Below are 14,204 nucleotides of genomic sequence, written 5' to 3' on the forward strand. Positions count from 1 at the left end.
CGCCACAAGGGCGAGGATGACGAGTGTAAAAACTCAGCGTGATTTCAACCATCAGGACAGCTTCGCCTCGACGATCCGGGCGAAGACCGAGGCCACGTTCGGCAGCAGGTCGTCGTTGAAGTCATAGGCGGTCTGGTGGACCATCGTCCCGCCCTGGCCGACGAAGAAATAGGCTCCCGGCGCGATCTGCAACATATAGGCGAAGTCGTCGGTAAACGGGTACGGCTTCAGGTCGCGGTGCACCTTGTCCGTGCCGAATACGCCGCCCGCCGCCGTCGCCGCCACGTCGGCCTGAGCGGCGGCGTTGAAGACAGGGGGCACGCCCGCCGTCTCGCGCACCGTGACGGTGCAGCCGGTCATGACGCCGACGCCCGCGCAGATGGCCTGAAGCTTCTGCCACATCGTCTCGATCACCTCGGACGAGGTGGCGCGCAGGGTGCCCGCCAGACTGGCTTCGTGCGGCACGACGTTGTGCGACGATCCGGCCTGAAGCTTGGTCACGGTGATCAGGGCCGGCTCCATCGGGTCGACATGACGGCCGACGATGGATGAGATTTCCGAGGCCACGCGTACGGCGGCCTGCACCGGATCCTTGGTCTTGTGCGGGGCGGCGCCGTGGCCGCCGACGCCCTGAATGTCGATCTCCCACACCTTATAGCCGTTCATGGTCGGGCCGGTGTGGACCGCCGCCTCGCCCAGCGGCAGCAGCGGCATATTGTGATAGCCGTAGACCTCGTCGCACGGATAGCGGTCGAACAGGCCGTCCTCGATCATGGCGACGGCGCCCAGACCCGTCTCTTCCGCCGGTTGGAAGATCAGCACCACGCGACCGCGCGCGGGCGGATTGGCGGCCAGATGGCTCGCCACGCCCAGCAGGGTCGCCGTATGGCCGTCGTGGCCGCAGGCGTGCGAGACGCCGGGCTTGGTCGAGGCGTGCGGGACGTTGCTGTCGTCGTTCATGGGCAGGGCGTCCATGTCGGCGCGCAGGCCGATGGACGGGCCGGGCTCGCGCCCCTCGATGACGGCGACCACGCCTTCGCCGCCGATGCCGCCCTCGGGCTTCAGGCCCAGCCCTTCCAGCACGTCGAACACCAGCTTGGCGGTGCGTGATTCCTGACCGGACAGTTCCGGATGGGCGTGGATGTCCCGCCGCCAGGCGGTCATGTCAGCAGCCAGGGCGGCGAGAGCAGGCAAGGGCGTCATGGGGTCGCGCATCCGTCGAAAAGGGGAGGCGGCGAGGTTAGCATCGCCGCTGTCGAAACGACATAGCAGCCGCCTGCGCTGAGCGCAGGGCGATGAGGCGGGTGTCGGCTTGGGCGAAGAAGATGGCGGACAGAGAGACCGTCTAAACCCCTCCGGAAACACTGGATTTCCGGGGCATTCTAGAGGTTCTCCCTAACTTTCTCCCTACCCGCAAACTCAGGCCGCGCGCGGCGTTTCCTCGAAAAGGCGCTCTAGCGACCTCTTGGGGATAAGTGTCCGCGTGCCGAGTTTCACTACCTCGACGCGCCGATCCTTGATGAGGGTGTAGAGGGTCGATCGACCGATGCCGGTGGCGTCGCAGGCCTCCTTGATCGTGTACGCGATCTTGAAGTCGTCGTTCACTGCCACATCCCCCTTCCTCTCTCTCGGGCTTCGCTCTCTTCACGGCGGTAGGGATCACCGTAGTTGGTTTCGGATATGGCCAAGCCCTCGCGAACGAGGATCGAGCCCAGGTCACGGCCATTGACCGTGCAGGTCGCCACGATGCGCTGGTAGCGGTCGCGGGACTGGACGGTGCAGCGGGCGCCATTCGCGGCGAGCTGACGGGCGCGTTCGGTGGCGCGGTCAGCTGTGGCGCGGGCCTGCTCAGAACAGGCCCAGACGTTCGGCCGTTGGCGGCAGCGAGTGAAGGGCGCCACCTCCCCGGCGTCGATGCCGGCCAGCCGGACGCGGTGGCGCTCGCCGTCAGCCGTCACGCACCGGCCGCTGTCTCCGTCGCTCATAGCGAGGGTGGCGCAGATCAGGAGGATGGGGGTCATGCTTCACCTGCTGCGTCGGCCATCGCGCGGACGGTCCCGCGATCAAGCTGGGTCGCACGGCAGACCTGGCCCTCGGACAGGACGCCCTCATTCAAGAGGCGCATGACCAGACCGAGAGCGCCGCGCTCTGCGGTGTTGCGCGAGTACGACCCGGCATGGCCCCGCTGGCCGTAACGGGCGCGACGAGTTTCCCAGGCGCGGGCTCGGACGTCAGATAGATCCGTCATTCCCCCTCTCCCTGTTTGGCGCGAAGGATGGCGATGCAGAGGGCGATGGCGGGATCCGAGGCCTTCGCCGTTACGGTGCTGGGACCGACCCCGAAGACCACACCTGTGCGGACCTTAAACAGGCTCGCATGCCACCACTCAGCGCACGTCTCCAGGTGGCGCGGTTTACGCTGAGAAAGGGCTATCTCGCGGTCTGACAAGGCCTGCTCAGCAATCCCAAATGCCGCGTCCACTGACCCGCGTAGCGCGTTCCAGCAACACTGCTTCCAGTCGGTGTCATAAGCGTCCTCAAGGCCGAGCGCAGACTGTAGAGCGATGGCTTCGCTCTCCAAGATGATGCCGGTCGCGTGTGCAGCCTCCAGCCTAGCGATGATGGCGGACAGGTCAGCGGTCATGGGTGTCCTCCAACTTGTAAGGATCGCTTACAGGTTCGGTCGTCGGGCGCACGATCACCTTGTCGAGGTTGTCGAGGCCGACGATGCGGATCGCCAGCGCCAGCGCCTGAAGTTCAGCGATGACGGAGAGGTCAGACTGGCGGGGTATGGAGCCGCAGGCGGAATGAACCCTATTCATCTTCTTCTCCTGGTGCTGGAGGGAGGGGGAGCCAGTGGGTCGGCTCCGTCTTGCGGAGCTGCCTATGCTGATCGGACCATCCCTCCGTTCGCCCCGATGACGGCCAATCACCAACAGCCCAATAACGAAGCGACAGTTGGTCTTGTCCGTGGCGATCCGGGTAGAGGCACAGGATCAGCGTCCCATCCTTCGGAGCCGTCTCAATAGGCCGCCACTCCACCATCTCGCGGATGCAGGCGGCGGCGGCACGGGTCGTCTTGAGCGACACATCACCAGCCTCAAGCTTCCGCACTAGTTCCATAGGGTCAGTCATTGGCTTACTCGCCATCGTGTTCGATCCTCCTGATCGGCAAAGGGGCGTCAGTGTCGAGCGTCAGCATCCAGGGATGCCATTCGACTGCTGCGGCAACCTCGGCGACCGTCACCTTCAGCGCGCGAGCCGCCTCTCCGAAGTTGCCGCCGTCCCACTTTCCGGTCTCGCGATAGGCCTTGTTTCCGCGCCGCAGAGACCAACGCTGGACGCGGTTCGACAGGTCGACCAGTGGCCCCTGCTCTTTCAGCCAATCGTCATAGGTTTGCGGCTCACCCACGTTCGGCCTCCTTGCTGAGGAAGGTGCGGGCGATTGATTTTGCCCGGTAGCCTAGAGCTTTCTCCTCATGGCCTTCGTGCTTCTCTCGGTCCCAGATCGGGCGGCGGTGCGTGTTGCAGATGCCGTGCTGGACCGGATGGCCCTCATAGCGACGACACTCCTCGCAAGCGCGTATCGACTCCATGTCTAGGCCACCCTCGAAAGGCTTCGGCTCAATAGCGGCGATCTCTTCCATGGCCTCCACCGCCTCAGCCAGCTTGCGCTCTGCTTCGGTGTTCGCGGCCCGCAGCGCCGAGTTCTCTGCGAGGATGGCTTCTAGGGTGTCGGCTGCGCGAGAGAATGTCTCTGCAACTCCAACGCCATCGAGTTCCCATGTCTTCCCATCATCGAACGAGCATTCGGGCAGGCGGTCTGCTCGCAGCACAGCCTGTAAGTCGAGCAAGTCAGCCAGTTCCGCATGATCGCCGGATTTCAGTATTCCGGGATTCCCGGATGACTGATCGCCGGAGCCGGATGCGAGGGCGGTGATGATGGCGTCGGCAGCGATGAACCGATCCTGCTCCATCGCGACGAAGTGCGATGGGTCAGTGAAGTGCGGCCCAGACACCTTCTCCTTTATGATCTGCGCCACCTTCTCGCGCGGGGTGAGGGGGTGGGGGATGCGGCACAGCGCGTCCAATGTTCCGTGCTGATTGCTCACTCCCCGCCCTCCTTGTCCGAGGGGGTGGCGCGCCGCAGGCCCATAACTTCGGGCCACAGAAGGGCGTAGAGCATCCCGCAGGCAACACCGAAGCCGATGCCGACCTGCCATCCTGTCACGCGGTTCACGATCACAGACACGAAGGACGCAGCGACCAGGGCGGCGATATACGCCGTGATCTTCAACTCACCGGCCATCACCTCGCCCCCTGTTCGGCTTGCAGGGACACGTCGATCGCAAACACCTCGACAGGGTCAGCTCCGAAGTGAGGGTGCGTGATCGTCTTGCGCGTGAAGCCCCGCCATGTCCGCTCTAGGCGGCGGCTTTGGTCGTCTCGAGGCGGATAGCCGCGCGTCAGGACAATGCGCTCATACGAGCGTCCCTCAAGGCGCTTTGACCAGAATGGTGTGACAAGACGGAACTCTTCAACCTTGGTGCCGTCTTTGATCTGATCGAAATAGACGCCATTCAGCGGCAGCGTCAGAACAGCCATAACGCACCGCCTTTCTGTTCGGCTTGCAGGACGGCGAGGGCTTTGATGGCGACTTGTTCGGTTTCATCCGCGCGGCAGGCGCGATATGGATGCGCTATCCCTCGATAGTCTTCACCGCGTTCATCAAAGACCCGAGCGTCAGCGATCTTCTCCAACGCCTCCACCGCTACCCGCAGCGCGTCGCGGGCGGGGTGGGTGATGATGTCGAGCAAGCGCTCGATGATCTCACAGGCCATCGGCTGGCTGGTCATGCGCTCGGTGAAGTCGCGAGCATCGGAAATCCACTTCGACCGATCCGCTTCCGCCACCGGCTGCGCGTCCTCGCGGGCTGGCGGCTGGGCGCGGAGGGCGGCGCGCTCTTGGAGCAGTTCAGCAACCCACTTGTCGCGTTCGTTGATAACTTCCTGCGACTTCTGTCGATCTGAAATGCGGGCCGCGCAAGCAGCCTCGTATTCAGCCTTCCAGTTTACGTCTTCCCCTGCCTCTGCCGGGGCTTCCTCTCGGGTGGCGATGGCGGGGTCTGGCTCGGTGATACCCGGCGCACCTTCCGTCCGAACTCTATAGTCCACCGCCCCGCCTTCCGGCGCGGGGGCTGCGGAGAGCATGGCCTGCCACATGTTGACGACGGAGGCGCGCTCGTCTTCGTTGCTCCAATCGACGGCATCGGCCGCCTTCATCATCGCCTCTGTCGGCTCAACCGGCACGGTAACGCGAGGGGTGGTCATGCTCATGCTGCGATCTCCTCGCGCACAGGGTTCGCCGCTGCGATGATCGCGCGGCCTAGGATTTCCGGGATGGTCGGGCAGACGGCATTACCAAGCACTCGACGTCTGTGTGCCCCATTGGGAAACCCATCATCCACTCGACAAACATTGGGTTCGGAACCCCACCAAGTGCCGTGCTGAGCGAGGTTCCGCCCTGTGCAAACTTGGCCCTCCGGTAGCCGGTCTCCGAGGCCAGCGGGGTAGGCAATAACCCAGACGCGATCCCGCCTGTGAGGCGCGCCAATGGCGTTAAGCGGTAGACAGTGCCACTCCGCATCATACCCGAGCGAAGCAAACTTGCTGAGGATGCGGTCCAGTCCACGAGAGCGAAGGACGGGGGAGTTTTCGAGGATGACAAACTTAGGTCGCGCTTCCTCGACGAGGCGCGCAAGCTCCTCCCACATGGATGACTTTTTACCGTCAATCCCTCGCATCCTCCCGGCCAAGCTGATGTCTTGGCAAGGGAAGCCACCGGTGATGACGTCGACTCTTCCAACTCCATCTGAAACAAGTCGGCTTGCGGTGAGAGTTTGGACATCATCATAGCACGGCACCTCCGGCCAGTGTTTCGCCAGCACTCGGCGGCAGAACGGATCGATCTCGCAGAAGGCCACGGTCTCCATGCCCGCGCGCTCAAGGCCCATGCTGAAGCCGCCGATCCCGCTGAACAGGTCGAGGACTTTCATTCCCCACCCCCGTCCTGCTCACCACGGGCGCGGGCGATCTCTTCGATGTAGCCGTCGAGCCAGTCGGCCTCGTCAGCCAAGGCGATGTTGCCCAGCGAGAGACCTTTCTCGTCAGGCATAGCCTCCTGGATCGTCTGGAGACGCCGATGGATGCAGCGCAGATAGTAAACCGGGTCCGGCCCTGGCGTATGCTTCACCCCGCTCATGCCTCACCCCCACGGATGGAGGCTTGGCGGACTTCCAGCAGGTCGCGCAGGGCCTTGTCTGTCAGCTTGTCGAGTATGCGCGAAGCCGCTCGCTCGGCGAGTTCAGGGCCGACGCCGATGCCCATTCCGACCGGGTAGCCGAGATTGGCAATAGCGCGGTCAATGTCGCGTCCGATCAGGTAGATCAGGCCTTGCTCGACCGGCGATCGATCACCCCCCAGCACCTCTGCCGGGCTCTTGGTTGATTCAGGCATGGGAAGCCTCCTCGCGTTTCGAGGCGCGGGCAGCAGCCATCTTCTCCAGACGGCGGGCCTTGCCATCAGCGCGAGCCGACAGGCGCTCAAGCTCGGACTGGTAGAAGGCGTGGGCCTTGTCGCGAGCCTCGGCTTCGGTGGAGCCGTGGATGACGACCGGCGACCAGCCGATTTTGGAGCCGCCCTTCGACGGCATGGGCATACGGATGCGGGCGATGGCGCCGTGGTTCGCACTGGTCCAGGTGATGACTTCCATCAGTGGGACTCCCGGGGCTGGGGGCGAGCGACGCCGAGCTTCCGCGTCGGCCAGCGGGTTTTGGATTTCGGCCAGATGCCGAGGTGCTTCGCCCGCATCCGGGCAGTCTTCGATTTGACAGCCACGTCCTGGGCCGTTTTTTCGCGGTGCTTGTCGCGAAGGGCCGGGGCGAGGTTGCTCTCACGGTTCTCGCCGCCGTTGATCAGGGCGATGACGTGGTCACAGTCCCAAGGCTCTCCGGCTCCGATCTTGCGGCCGGATATGTGGCAGCGGCCGCCGTGGGCCTCGAACACCCGAGCCCTGACGCGGGCAGGGATGGGGCTGTCGTCGGTCTTGCCGATCCACTCGGGGACTTGGCGGCTCATGCTGCCTCGCAATCTGCAGAGGCGTGGTCGTCGTTCGCCGCGTTGAAGTGCTCGACCTCGACGCCGTTCTCCGCGCACCAGGCGAGGATCAGCTCAATCAGGTCTGAGAACTCGCGCTTGGTCAGTTTTGATGAACGCAGGCCCAGCGGGAGCATAGACGAACCGTCCAGCGTCGGAACGAAGCGGACCTCGCGGCCGAGCGCATGCATGAACAGGCATTTCCACGTTTCGGTGTCCATCTGGACGCCGTTGTGGACGGGGCGAGCCTTCTGGATTTGCCCCAGCAGCGACCAGAGGGCGCGGTTCTGTTCGTCCGAGCGTGTGGCCTCGCGGACCTCCAGCATCCAGGCTGCGCCGGGCTGCCAGAGACGGAGGGCCTTCTCCACCCAGGCATGGGCGGTATCGCGCTGGTCAGGCGTGAGCTTGAGGAGGTGGCGGGTCAAAGCACCTTCTCCTCTCGGATCTCGACGCCGGGGATGGCGGAGCCGCGCCGGCCGGCCCGGATGTCGGCATCAACCAGACGCTGGATCAGTTCGCGGAACGGCTTGTCGTCTTGGCGCCAGTAGAACTTCACGGCCTCGTTCAGATCGAGGATCATCCCTACGTGCTTGGTTCGCAGGCCGATGGCGCGCTCGCCGCCGTTGGCATGGGCGCGATCATTGGCTGCCTGCTTGGCCGCCTTGTCCGCAGCCTCAGCCTGACGAACCTTCTCTTCAGCCGCTTCTCGGGCAGCGAGGTCTGCGGCATTGGCAGCGCCCAGGGCTTCTGCAGCCTCGCGGGCAGCGCGTTCGGCCTCTTCGCGGGCCCGAGCCTCAGCGGCGCGCTTCTCCTCCTCCAACTTGCGCAGGTAGGGAGCGAGTACAGCCTTCAGCGCGGCGACCGCCTTGTGCACCTTGCCCGGTGACTTGTTGGTCGCCGGAGCGAAGAGTGGCGCATACCGCTCCTGCACAGCGGCCTTGGCGTCATCGAACGGCTTGACCTCGGCCTTGCGCTGTTTCTCCGCCGCATCTGCGGACTTCCGCAGAGCGTCGATGATCATGGAGACTGCGTCCGCCTGCTTCTGGTTCTCGACCGGCTGGCCGTCAGCCCAGTTGCGGGCTTCCTCCAGCCAGGTCTCGGCGTCCTCGGCGATGAGGTCGAAGGGTGTCGAGTTGGATAGGTGGATTGGCTCTGCCGCAGCGAGGTTAGTCGACATACTCGACCTCCCCACGAATGATGCTGGGGTCGGCAGCGACCTGTTCCAGCATGTCCGCCAGTCCGCCGCCGCAGATGGTGAAGCCCTGGCGCGTGTACTTGATCACCCTCCGCAGGCTCGATGCGCCGTAGCGCAGCCTGCCGGGGACCAGCTTATTGTTCGCCAGATCCCACAGGGTCCACGGACCAAACGCCATGCGGGCGCCGTCAAAGCCGCACTGGCAGATGCTGAAGTCGAAGCTTTCCAGAACCGCGTCCAGGCTCTCGAAATACTCGATGCGGATCGCTTGAACCTTCAGCTCCGGGCCACCCGGCGAGAACTCGTCATCACCGATGGGCTTGGCCTTCACAGCTGGGATGCAGAAGGTGACGTTGAAGTCGCTTTCGTTGGTGCGGAACCCGCCAGCCTTTTCAATCGCCTTGCAGAAGGCGTCGAACTGCCCTTCATCCTTGAAGAAAAAGTCGAAGTCGCTTTCCTGCGGCTTGCGGGTAACGACCCGACGAACAGCGCCGCCAGCGATCCATGGGCCGCCAGCTGTCACATTCGGCAACCGATCCAGTGCTTTCGCGAAGTCGGTTGTCTCGTATTCCGAGTGCCCGTAGCGGCTCCAGAAGGTGTCCAGATCGAAGTGCTGAATATCCATCAGGCCGCGTCCTTCTCGTCGAAGGGCGTCGAGGCGTTGGCGGCCTCGGCCGGTGCGAAGCGCTTGGCCTCGGACTGCATGACCTTGACGACGTGCGCGTAGTCGCCGTCGCTCAGCGACTGCCGCAGACCTTCCTTCTCGCTGTTCCAGAAGTGGGTGAACTCGTCCTTCGTCCGCGCTTGGCGTAGCTGGTCGGCCGCATATTGCGCAGCGGCGGACGGACCGGTCTGCTCACGGCGGTCCTGACGCGGGCCGCTGGCGGCGTTGCCGTCGTCGTCCTCGGGCGCAGCGCCGGTCATCGCCAGCAGGGAGTAGCGACGACCATAGGTGATCGCCGAGCCAACGCCCTGAGGATCGGTTTTGGAGGGGCGCAGCCTCAGGGTGCTGCTGACAGACGATCCGCTCTCGTGGAGCAGGGTCGTGGTGATCGACACCCAGTCTCCGTCATTCACCGCGTTCTGGATGACGCCGATGCCATGCTCGTTGAGCGCGGGCACAACCGCTTCGACCACCTCGGCCAGATCGGCGTACTTGGTCCGGAAGTGATCGTTGCGCGCCGCCTTCTTGATGGCGTCCATGGCCTTCTGCGCGGCGACGTAGGCCTTGGCGATGGGCGGGCGTTCGCCCTCCCAGATCAGGCCGTAGTTGGGTTCGATGGTCAGCGGGGGCATGTGCGCCTCAGTGAGAGCGAGAGCCATCGAGGGGGCGTTGTTGGCGCCCGCCTCGTCTCTGGCTTCGGAAGGGGTGCGGGTCATCCGATCACATGCGAGCGGTGATCGATGCGGAAGGTCAGGGCCTCTCCGGCTTCCCGCATGGAGCGGGCGCGGTTCCAGGCCATGCGCGCGGCTTCACGGGCGGTCCAAGCCGCATGACGCTCGCGATGCGCCGCGCCGTGGCGGTCCAGCCAGTTGAGCGTCGCCGTGTGCTTGATCAGCGACTGCGCGTGAGGCTGGCGGGGAAAGGGGATCACGGCTCCCATCAAGCAGCCCTCGGGTAGAGGGCCGCTGCGGATGCCTGCAGGACGGCACGAACCTCGGCGCAGTCGACCGGAGGCTCGTAGCCCATAGCGTCTCGCCACAGGTCAGCCTTGCTCTTCCAGTTAGCGAACACCGCGCCGGTCGACATTCCGGCTTCGGTCGAAATCTCCCGGATGCCCATGCGCTCATACGTGGCGGGCTCGGCCCAGAGCTTTCTGGCGGCGGCGATCAGTTTGGCGCGCGTGGCGGCCTTGGCTTGCTGGCGCTTGTTCAAGCTGCAATCTCCCGGAAAAGATCATTGGCGGGGATGCGGATCGCGGGCTGGGGCGATGGGGCGCCTTCCAGCAGGGCGATGATCCGCTTGGCGGCCGTCAGAGCGTCAGCGATGTGGCGCTCGGCCTTGACCGTGTTCGACAGCGACAGTGCAGAGCGGGCGCGAGCCAGATCAGCGTCCATGTCGATGCAGAGGTCTTCTGCGGCGATGATGGTGTCCCGGTTCATCACGCGGCCATCCCAAAGGTGGCGGCCCGAACCACAATGGCTTTGCGGCGCAGTTCGGCAGCCTCAGCGCGGAAGAGCGCCGCCGTGTGGCGATAGTCCTTCGCAGCCGAAGGGTATTGCTCGGCCAGCGCCTCGTTCTTGTCCGCCCAGCGGATCAGCTCGTCAGCACGATCATCGAACAGCGACCCATCGGCTTCGCGCAGGGCGGTCAGGTCGGCTTCCAGGCGCGCTTCGATCGCGCGGTTCTCTGCGGTCGGCGCGGGGAAGGTGGCACGAAAAGCGCTCAGTGCTGACCAGGCTGCCGCCTTCGAGTCGTGGGTGATTTCGTTCTTGAGTGACATCGTTCGTCTCCCGTTGATGGAGAGACGGTAAGTCGGAGATTTCCGACCGTCAACATAAAAGATCGGAAATCTCCGACTTTTCTTGTGTGCGCCAAACCCGGTCGTAGATCGAGGGCGCGCGACTCGACTCGGTCGACGCCGGTGTGGCGTTGTGGGTGTTAACTTTTGGAGGAAGGCATGCCGCGTCGGCTGCACTACTATGCGCAACCGTTCTGGAGAGGTCGGCCCGGCAAGCTCTATCCGTTTGTCTGCGCCGTGGACGCCGAGGAGGGCGGGCGCATTCTCGCGCTATCGGCAGAAGGCGTGCACGTCTTCCAGCAGTGGCGCGACGAAGAAGCGGGCACGATGGATGAACCGGAATTGCTCCAGGCGATCGGTAATGTGCCTGACGAAGCCCTCATGATCGATCCGGAAGGGCGTGACCCCTGGCTCGACGACTTCGCCTATTTCAAGATCGACTGCAGTGCTGCCGGGGACGTTTGGACACAGGTGGATCTGTCGGCACGTGATGGCGTGGACGAAGAGGCGGCCAAGCGGATCGAAAATGCGCGTTACTGACCTGTGTTATCTAGACGCGCGATAGCTGCGTGATATGACGAAGTTATGCGTCTAGGCAGGGGGCTTGGGCGGATTAACTTCGGGGCATCCCAAAAATGAAGATCAACCTGCTCGCCATGGCTGGCGTCGCTCTCTCGTTGGCTGCGTGTGAAACCACCACCAGCTATCCCTATCAACCATCGACCCAGAACGTGATGGCGTTTCAGGCTGCGCTGAAGCCCAGCAACACAAAGGTTCAGCTTGGCGCATTCACGCGCGATCAGGCGATCAACACCACGCCGGCTTGCCGGATGATGGGGCCAGTGGATGTGGCGCCGGGCAAGACGGTTGAGACCTATATCCGCGACGCCTTCCAGGCCGAGCTGTTCCAAGCAGGCGTTCTGGACGCCTCTCAAGGTGCTGTCGTCATGGGCCGACTGGACGCCCTCGATCTGAACAGCTTCGGCACTGGCAGTTGGTCCCTGACGATGACGTTGTCTTCGAACCTCGATCCAGCGGGCTATCAGGTTTCCAACACCTACCCCTTCTCTTCGAGCTTCTCCGCCGTTTCCGCCTGCAACAACGCGGCGGCAGCGTTCGGCCCGGCTGTAAATGACCTGATCGCCAAGGCCATCCAAGATCCCGGCTTCAAGCGCATCACCGGCGCGCGATAGGTTGCATCGACAGGAGAGCAAACGGCGGCTCCGTAGGGGGCCGCCGTCTTCTACTTGGAGTAGGCAATGAAGATCGTCCCTCTGGGTGTTGCAGCGCTTCTAGTGTTCGCGCCGGCCACAACTGCGGCCCACCCAGGCGGCCTGAATTCCGAAGGCTGCCACAACGACCGGAAGAATGGCGGCTATCACTGCCATCGCGGCAGCAGCGGCGGTTCCTCGCGTTCCGCTTCACCCAACCAAGCCCGAGGGCTCATTGGTTCTGGCTCAAGTTCTGCTGCGGCCTTCCGTAACTGCTCTGAGGCTAGAGCGGCGGGCAGGGCACCTGTACGTCGCGGCCAGCCAGGCTATGGTCCGCACCTAGACCGTGACGGTGATGGGGTTGGGTGCGAGCGGTGATGGATTTGAAGAACGGCGGCTCCATCCGGGGCCGCCGTATCCAATTGATCTGCTGATTGATCAGTCCGGGTTCGCGATTGGCGGCGTAGCAGGCGGAGCCTTCGCCGCTTCCTCCTCCAGCTTTCGGCGCTGGTCGGGGTTTTCGTCAGGCTGAGGCGTGGTGACGCTGGGGTCAGGCTCTCGTTCCCGACGTTCGGCGTCCTCAGTCTCGCGCCTGGCCTGCTCCTGCAGGCTGTCTTTATCGGCAGGGCCGCGAGGGTCAGGGTCGTTTGGCGGGACGTCGGTCATGGTCATCTCCCTGTTTGTTGCCTGAAACCAAGCGGTGGGAGGTTTGTCGGTTCCTGCTGTCGAGCTACTTCGATCTGAAACGGCCCGGTGAGAGTCGAGGGGGCGCTCTCAAGTCGGGCCGATAAGCCCACCGGCGGAATGGGAAGTTTCAGATTGGCAATTCGCCCTGCTGCTTTTGCAGCAGGAGCTTTTTCGCCATTTCGTCGATCATGCCGGTCTGGATCCCCCTGATGATGACGTATGGTTGCATCATCGGATCAGCAAACCGAAAAGTCTGTTGACGTTCACCGCCTCGCTTAACCAAAACGTTTCCGCCATCTTCCGAACTAAAGCGCCGTAGGTGCTTTTCGAAGTGCGCAATGCGTTTCTTGTCTCTCATTATAGCGCTGTATGGCTCGACCACATCAGTAGCCTTAAAGAAGCCCTCATCGTCACACTTGGCTAAGGCACAGGCTAGTAACGACTCCTGAAGGTTGCTTTTCTGATTAGTACGCGTAGCGGCCCGGTAGGCATCTCTGAAAGACACCTCTGTATCATTAATAAAACGGGTCATCGCGGCGTCGACGTCGGCATTTGTCACGGTCAGTTTTCTTTGCTCAATGGCGTTGAGCGCTGCGTGCTTGGACAGAACTTGTGTAAAGAACGGCAGTCCCCGAGATAAGATGACAATCGTCAGGATTGCATCTGGCGTGAACTTCATCGGGGTTTGGCTCACGCGCTGATAAATAATTTCTTTGAGTTCGTCCTCAGACATTCGATTAAGAGGAACTTGAACGATAGCGCGGTCGGTAGATGCGTGATCCTCAACCAGTTCTGATATGTTTTCGGCAACTCCAACTAGAATAACTGTTGTCGTTATCGAGAAATCATAAAGCTCCTTGATCAGGTTGGCTGTCAGTATCTTGGCGTCTCTGTTGCCGAGTTTGTCGTACTCATCAATGATTACGACGGGTAGCGCATTGGGGCTAATTTTCTGAAGTTCTCGACGGACCTGCGAGGGGGTAAGGCTTTCAAACTCCGTCTGTATAGGGACGTAATCTCCCTTTCCGCTGCCGGTGGCGACTGACTTTAGTTCTTCAAGTGCTCTTATCCAGAGAGAGGAAAAATCGTCTTGAGGGCCGGTTTGTACGCGTGCCACCACAAAGCTCTGGAGCGTTTTGCCGTACCGGCGCCAGAAAATATTCGAGAGAGACGTTTTCCCGACACCCCGCTCCCCAAACAGCACGACGTGTCGGGAGCGCTCCATCACTGTGCGAAGCATCTTGGTCACCTCGTTGAGGCGGCCGGCAAACATTTGCTCTTCATCGACTGGGGCACCGTCGAAAAGGCGAGATATCTCGAAATCGAGCATCAGCCAGTCGTCGGAGGACATGGGGGCAGCTTTAGACATGGTTCAGTCCGGCCTCTGGGAGTCGTTCGAAGCGTTGACTATCATGTCTACGGCGTTGACTAAAGGGGCTGGAGGGCTGACAAGGTGCTTGCGAGTTCTCTCTCCCATCCTTAGCCATGCAGCCCTT

29 protein-coding genes are annotated in these 14,204 nt (G+C 62.8%); 3 read left to right on the top strand and 26 right to left on the bottom strand.

The features are described 5' to 3' along the window. Nucleotides 1-51: 51 nt before the first annotated feature. The 24 genes from B3D50_RS01185 to B3D50_RS01300 form a co-directional block, all read right to left on the bottom strand. Nucleotides 52-1,203 carry an amidohydrolase gene (locus B3D50_RS01185; RefSeq protein WP_286948964.1) on the bottom strand — a complete coding sequence of 384 codons (1,152 nt, stop codon included), beginning with the start codon at nucleotides 1,201-1,203 and terminating at the stop codon, nucleotides 52-54. A 216-nt stretch (nucleotides 1,204-1,419) separates the two neighbouring features. Next, entirely contained in the window at nucleotides 1,420-1,605 is a 186-nt protein-coding gene (locus tag B3D50_RS01190) for a helix-turn-helix domain-containing protein (RefSeq protein ID WP_286948967.1), read from the bottom strand. Further along, complete coding sequence (locus B3D50_RS01195) at nucleotides 1,602-2,021, bottom strand: thermonuclease family protein (protein ID WP_286948970.1); 420 nt, start codon at nucleotides 2,019-2,021, stop codon at nucleotides 1,602-1,604. Before B3D50_RS01195 ends, B3D50_RS01190 begins: the two co-directional genes overlap by 4 nt. Then, nucleotides 2,018-2,248 (bottom strand): hypothetical protein, encoded by a 231-nt coding sequence (locus B3D50_RS01200; protein WP_286948972.1) that lies wholly within the window; start codon nucleotides 2,246-2,248, stop codon nucleotides 2,018-2,020. The genes B3D50_RS01195 and B3D50_RS01200 overlap by 4 nt, the downstream gene beginning before the upstream one ends. Beyond that, entirely contained in the window at nucleotides 2,245-2,643 is a 399-nt protein-coding gene (locus B3D50_RS01205; protein WP_286948974.1) for a hypothetical protein, read from the bottom strand. Before B3D50_RS01205 ends, B3D50_RS01200 begins: the two co-directional genes overlap by 4 nt. Continuing rightward, a complete protein-coding gene (locus B3D50_RS01210; RefSeq protein WP_286948976.1) occupies nucleotides 2,633-2,821 on the bottom strand; it encodes a hypothetical protein in 189 nt (62 codons plus the stop codon). The genes B3D50_RS01205 and B3D50_RS01210 overlap by 11 nt, the downstream gene beginning before the upstream one ends. Before the next feature lie 317 nt (nucleotides 2,822-3,138). Beyond that, nucleotides 3,139-3,411, bottom strand: coding sequence for a hypothetical protein (locus B3D50_RS01215; RefSeq protein WP_286948978.1), 273 nt, complete (start codon nucleotides 3,409-3,411; stop codon nucleotides 3,139-3,141). After that, the gene (locus tag B3D50_RS01220; protein ID WP_286948981.1) at nucleotides 3,404-4,111 is read right to left on the bottom strand and encodes a hypothetical protein; all 708 of its coding nucleotides are present in this window, start codon (nucleotides 4,109-4,111) and stop codon (nucleotides 3,404-3,406) included. The genes B3D50_RS01215 and B3D50_RS01220 overlap by 8 nt, the downstream gene beginning before the upstream one ends. Next, nucleotides 4,108-4,308: a hypothetical protein gene (locus tag B3D50_RS01225; protein ID WP_286948983.1), complete on the bottom strand. Its 201-nt coding sequence runs from the start codon at nucleotides 4,306-4,308 to the stop codon at nucleotides 4,108-4,110. Before B3D50_RS01225 ends, B3D50_RS01220 begins: the two co-directional genes overlap by 4 nt. Beyond that, nucleotides 4,308-4,604 carry an ASCH domain-containing protein gene (locus B3D50_RS01230; protein WP_286948986.1) on the bottom strand — a complete coding sequence of 99 codons (297 nt, stop codon included), beginning with the start codon at nucleotides 4,602-4,604 and terminating at the stop codon, nucleotides 4,308-4,310. The genes B3D50_RS01225 and B3D50_RS01230 overlap by 1 nt, the downstream gene beginning before the upstream one ends. Next, nucleotides 4,592-5,335 carry a hypothetical protein gene (locus B3D50_RS01235; RefSeq protein WP_286948987.1) on the bottom strand — a complete coding sequence of 248 codons (744 nt, stop codon included), beginning with the start codon at nucleotides 5,333-5,335 and terminating at the stop codon, nucleotides 4,592-4,594. The genes B3D50_RS01230 and B3D50_RS01235 overlap by 13 nt, the downstream gene beginning before the upstream one ends. Further along, nucleotides 5,332-6,054: a DNA cytosine methyltransferase gene (locus B3D50_RS01240; RefSeq protein ID WP_286948989.1), complete on the bottom strand. Its 723-nt coding sequence runs from the start codon at nucleotides 6,052-6,054 to the stop codon at nucleotides 5,332-5,334. The genes B3D50_RS01235 and B3D50_RS01240 overlap by 4 nt, the downstream gene beginning before the upstream one ends. Beyond that, on the bottom strand, nucleotides 6,051-6,260 hold the full coding sequence (locus B3D50_RS01245; RefSeq protein WP_286948991.1) for a hypothetical protein: 210 nt from the start codon (nucleotides 6,258-6,260) through the stop codon (nucleotides 6,051-6,053). The genes B3D50_RS01240 and B3D50_RS01245 overlap by 4 nt, the downstream gene beginning before the upstream one ends. Beyond that, nucleotides 6,257-6,514 carry a hypothetical protein gene (locus B3D50_RS01250; protein WP_286948992.1) on the bottom strand — a complete coding sequence of 86 codons (258 nt, stop codon included), beginning with the start codon at nucleotides 6,512-6,514 and terminating at the stop codon, nucleotides 6,257-6,259. The genes B3D50_RS01245 and B3D50_RS01250 overlap by 4 nt, the downstream gene beginning before the upstream one ends. Next, nucleotides 6,507-6,770 (bottom strand): hypothetical protein, encoded by a 264-nt coding sequence (locus tag B3D50_RS01255; RefSeq protein WP_286948993.1) that lies wholly within the window; start codon nucleotides 6,768-6,770, stop codon nucleotides 6,507-6,509. The genes B3D50_RS01250 and B3D50_RS01255 overlap by 8 nt, the downstream gene beginning before the upstream one ends. Then, nucleotides 6,770-7,135, bottom strand: coding sequence for an HNH endonuclease (locus B3D50_RS01260; RefSeq protein WP_286948995.1), 366 nt, complete (start codon nucleotides 7,133-7,135; stop codon nucleotides 6,770-6,772). The genes B3D50_RS01255 and B3D50_RS01260 overlap by 1 nt, the downstream gene beginning before the upstream one ends. Next, a complete protein-coding gene (locus B3D50_RS01265) occupies nucleotides 7,132-7,578 on the bottom strand; it encodes a recombination protein NinB (protein ID WP_286948997.1) in 447 nt (148 codons plus the stop codon). Before B3D50_RS01265 ends, B3D50_RS01260 begins: the two co-directional genes overlap by 4 nt. Then, entirely contained in the window at nucleotides 7,575-8,330 is a 756-nt protein-coding gene (locus B3D50_RS01270) for a hypothetical protein (protein WP_286948998.1), read from the bottom strand. Before B3D50_RS01270 ends, B3D50_RS01265 begins: the two co-directional genes overlap by 4 nt. Next, nucleotides 8,320-8,973 (bottom strand): hypothetical protein, encoded by a 654-nt coding sequence (locus B3D50_RS01275; RefSeq protein ID WP_286948999.1) that lies wholly within the window; start codon nucleotides 8,971-8,973, stop codon nucleotides 8,320-8,322. The genes B3D50_RS01270 and B3D50_RS01275 overlap by 11 nt, the downstream gene beginning before the upstream one ends. After that, nucleotides 8,973-9,728, bottom strand: a complete 756-nt coding sequence (locus tag B3D50_RS01280) for an ERF family protein (protein WP_286949001.1) — start codon at nucleotides 9,726-9,728, stop codon at nucleotides 8,973-8,975. Before B3D50_RS01280 ends, B3D50_RS01275 begins: the two co-directional genes overlap by 1 nt. Continuing rightward, a complete protein-coding gene (locus B3D50_RS01285) occupies nucleotides 9,725-9,943 on the bottom strand; it encodes a hypothetical protein (protein ID WP_286949003.1) in 219 nt (72 codons plus the stop codon). The genes B3D50_RS01280 and B3D50_RS01285 overlap by 4 nt, the downstream gene beginning before the upstream one ends. A gap of 8 nt (nucleotides 9,944-9,951) precedes the next feature. Continuing rightward, entirely contained in the window at nucleotides 9,952-10,224 is a 273-nt protein-coding gene (locus B3D50_RS01290) for a helix-turn-helix domain-containing protein (RefSeq protein WP_286949006.1), read from the bottom strand. Continuing rightward, nucleotides 10,221-10,451: a hypothetical protein gene (locus tag B3D50_RS01295; RefSeq protein WP_286949009.1), complete on the bottom strand. Its 231-nt coding sequence runs from the start codon at nucleotides 10,449-10,451 to the stop codon at nucleotides 10,221-10,223. Before B3D50_RS01295 ends, B3D50_RS01290 begins: the two co-directional genes overlap by 4 nt. Further along, on the bottom strand, nucleotides 10,451-10,792 hold the full coding sequence (locus B3D50_RS01300; RefSeq protein ID WP_286949011.1) for a hypothetical protein: 342 nt from the start codon (nucleotides 10,790-10,792) through the stop codon (nucleotides 10,451-10,453). Before B3D50_RS01300 ends, B3D50_RS01295 begins: the two co-directional genes overlap by 1 nt. Before the next feature lie 177 nt (nucleotides 10,793-10,969). Here B3D50_RS01300 and B3D50_RS01305 point away from each other — a divergent pair, with 177 nt between their 5' ends. The 3 genes from B3D50_RS01305 to B3D50_RS15745 all read left to right on the top strand — a co-directional run bounded on the left by B3D50_RS01305 (nucleotide 10,970) and on the right by B3D50_RS15745 (nucleotide 12,399). Continuing rightward, a complete protein-coding gene (locus tag B3D50_RS01305) occupies nucleotides 10,970-11,350 on the top strand; it encodes a hypothetical protein (RefSeq protein WP_286949013.1) in 381 nt (126 codons plus the stop codon). A gap of 95 nt (nucleotides 11,351-11,445) precedes the next feature. Next, nucleotides 11,446-12,003: a hypothetical protein gene (locus B3D50_RS01310; protein ID WP_286949016.1), complete on the top strand. Its 558-nt coding sequence runs from the start codon at nucleotides 11,446-11,448 to the stop codon at nucleotides 12,001-12,003. 66 nt (nucleotides 12,004-12,069) lie between these two features. Further along, entirely contained in the window at nucleotides 12,070-12,399 is a 330-nt protein-coding gene (locus B3D50_RS15745) for an excalibur calcium-binding domain-containing protein (protein ID WP_349680832.1), read from the top strand. 60 nt (nucleotides 12,400-12,459) lie between these two features. On the opposite strand, the gene B3D50_RS01315 is transcribed toward B3D50_RS15745, so the two are convergent. Together B3D50_RS01315 and B3D50_RS01320 are read right to left on the bottom strand one after the other, a co-directional pair. Further along, entirely contained in the window at nucleotides 12,460-12,687 is a 228-nt protein-coding gene (locus B3D50_RS01315) for a hypothetical protein (RefSeq protein ID WP_286949019.1), read from the bottom strand. Nucleotides 12,688-12,835: 148 nt separating this feature from the next. Beyond that, the gene (locus B3D50_RS01320) at nucleotides 12,836-14,059 is read right to left on the bottom strand and encodes an AAA family ATPase (protein WP_286949022.1); all 1,224 of its coding nucleotides are present in this window, start codon (nucleotides 14,057-14,059) and stop codon (nucleotides 12,836-12,838) included. Nucleotides 14,060-14,204 lie beyond the last annotated feature (145 nt).

The organism is Brevundimonas sp. UBA7507 (assembly GCF_002478355.1).
GTDB classification, from domain to species: domain Bacteria; phylum Pseudomonadota; class Alphaproteobacteria; order Caulobacterales; family Caulobacteraceae; genus Brevundimonas; species Brevundimonas diminuta_D.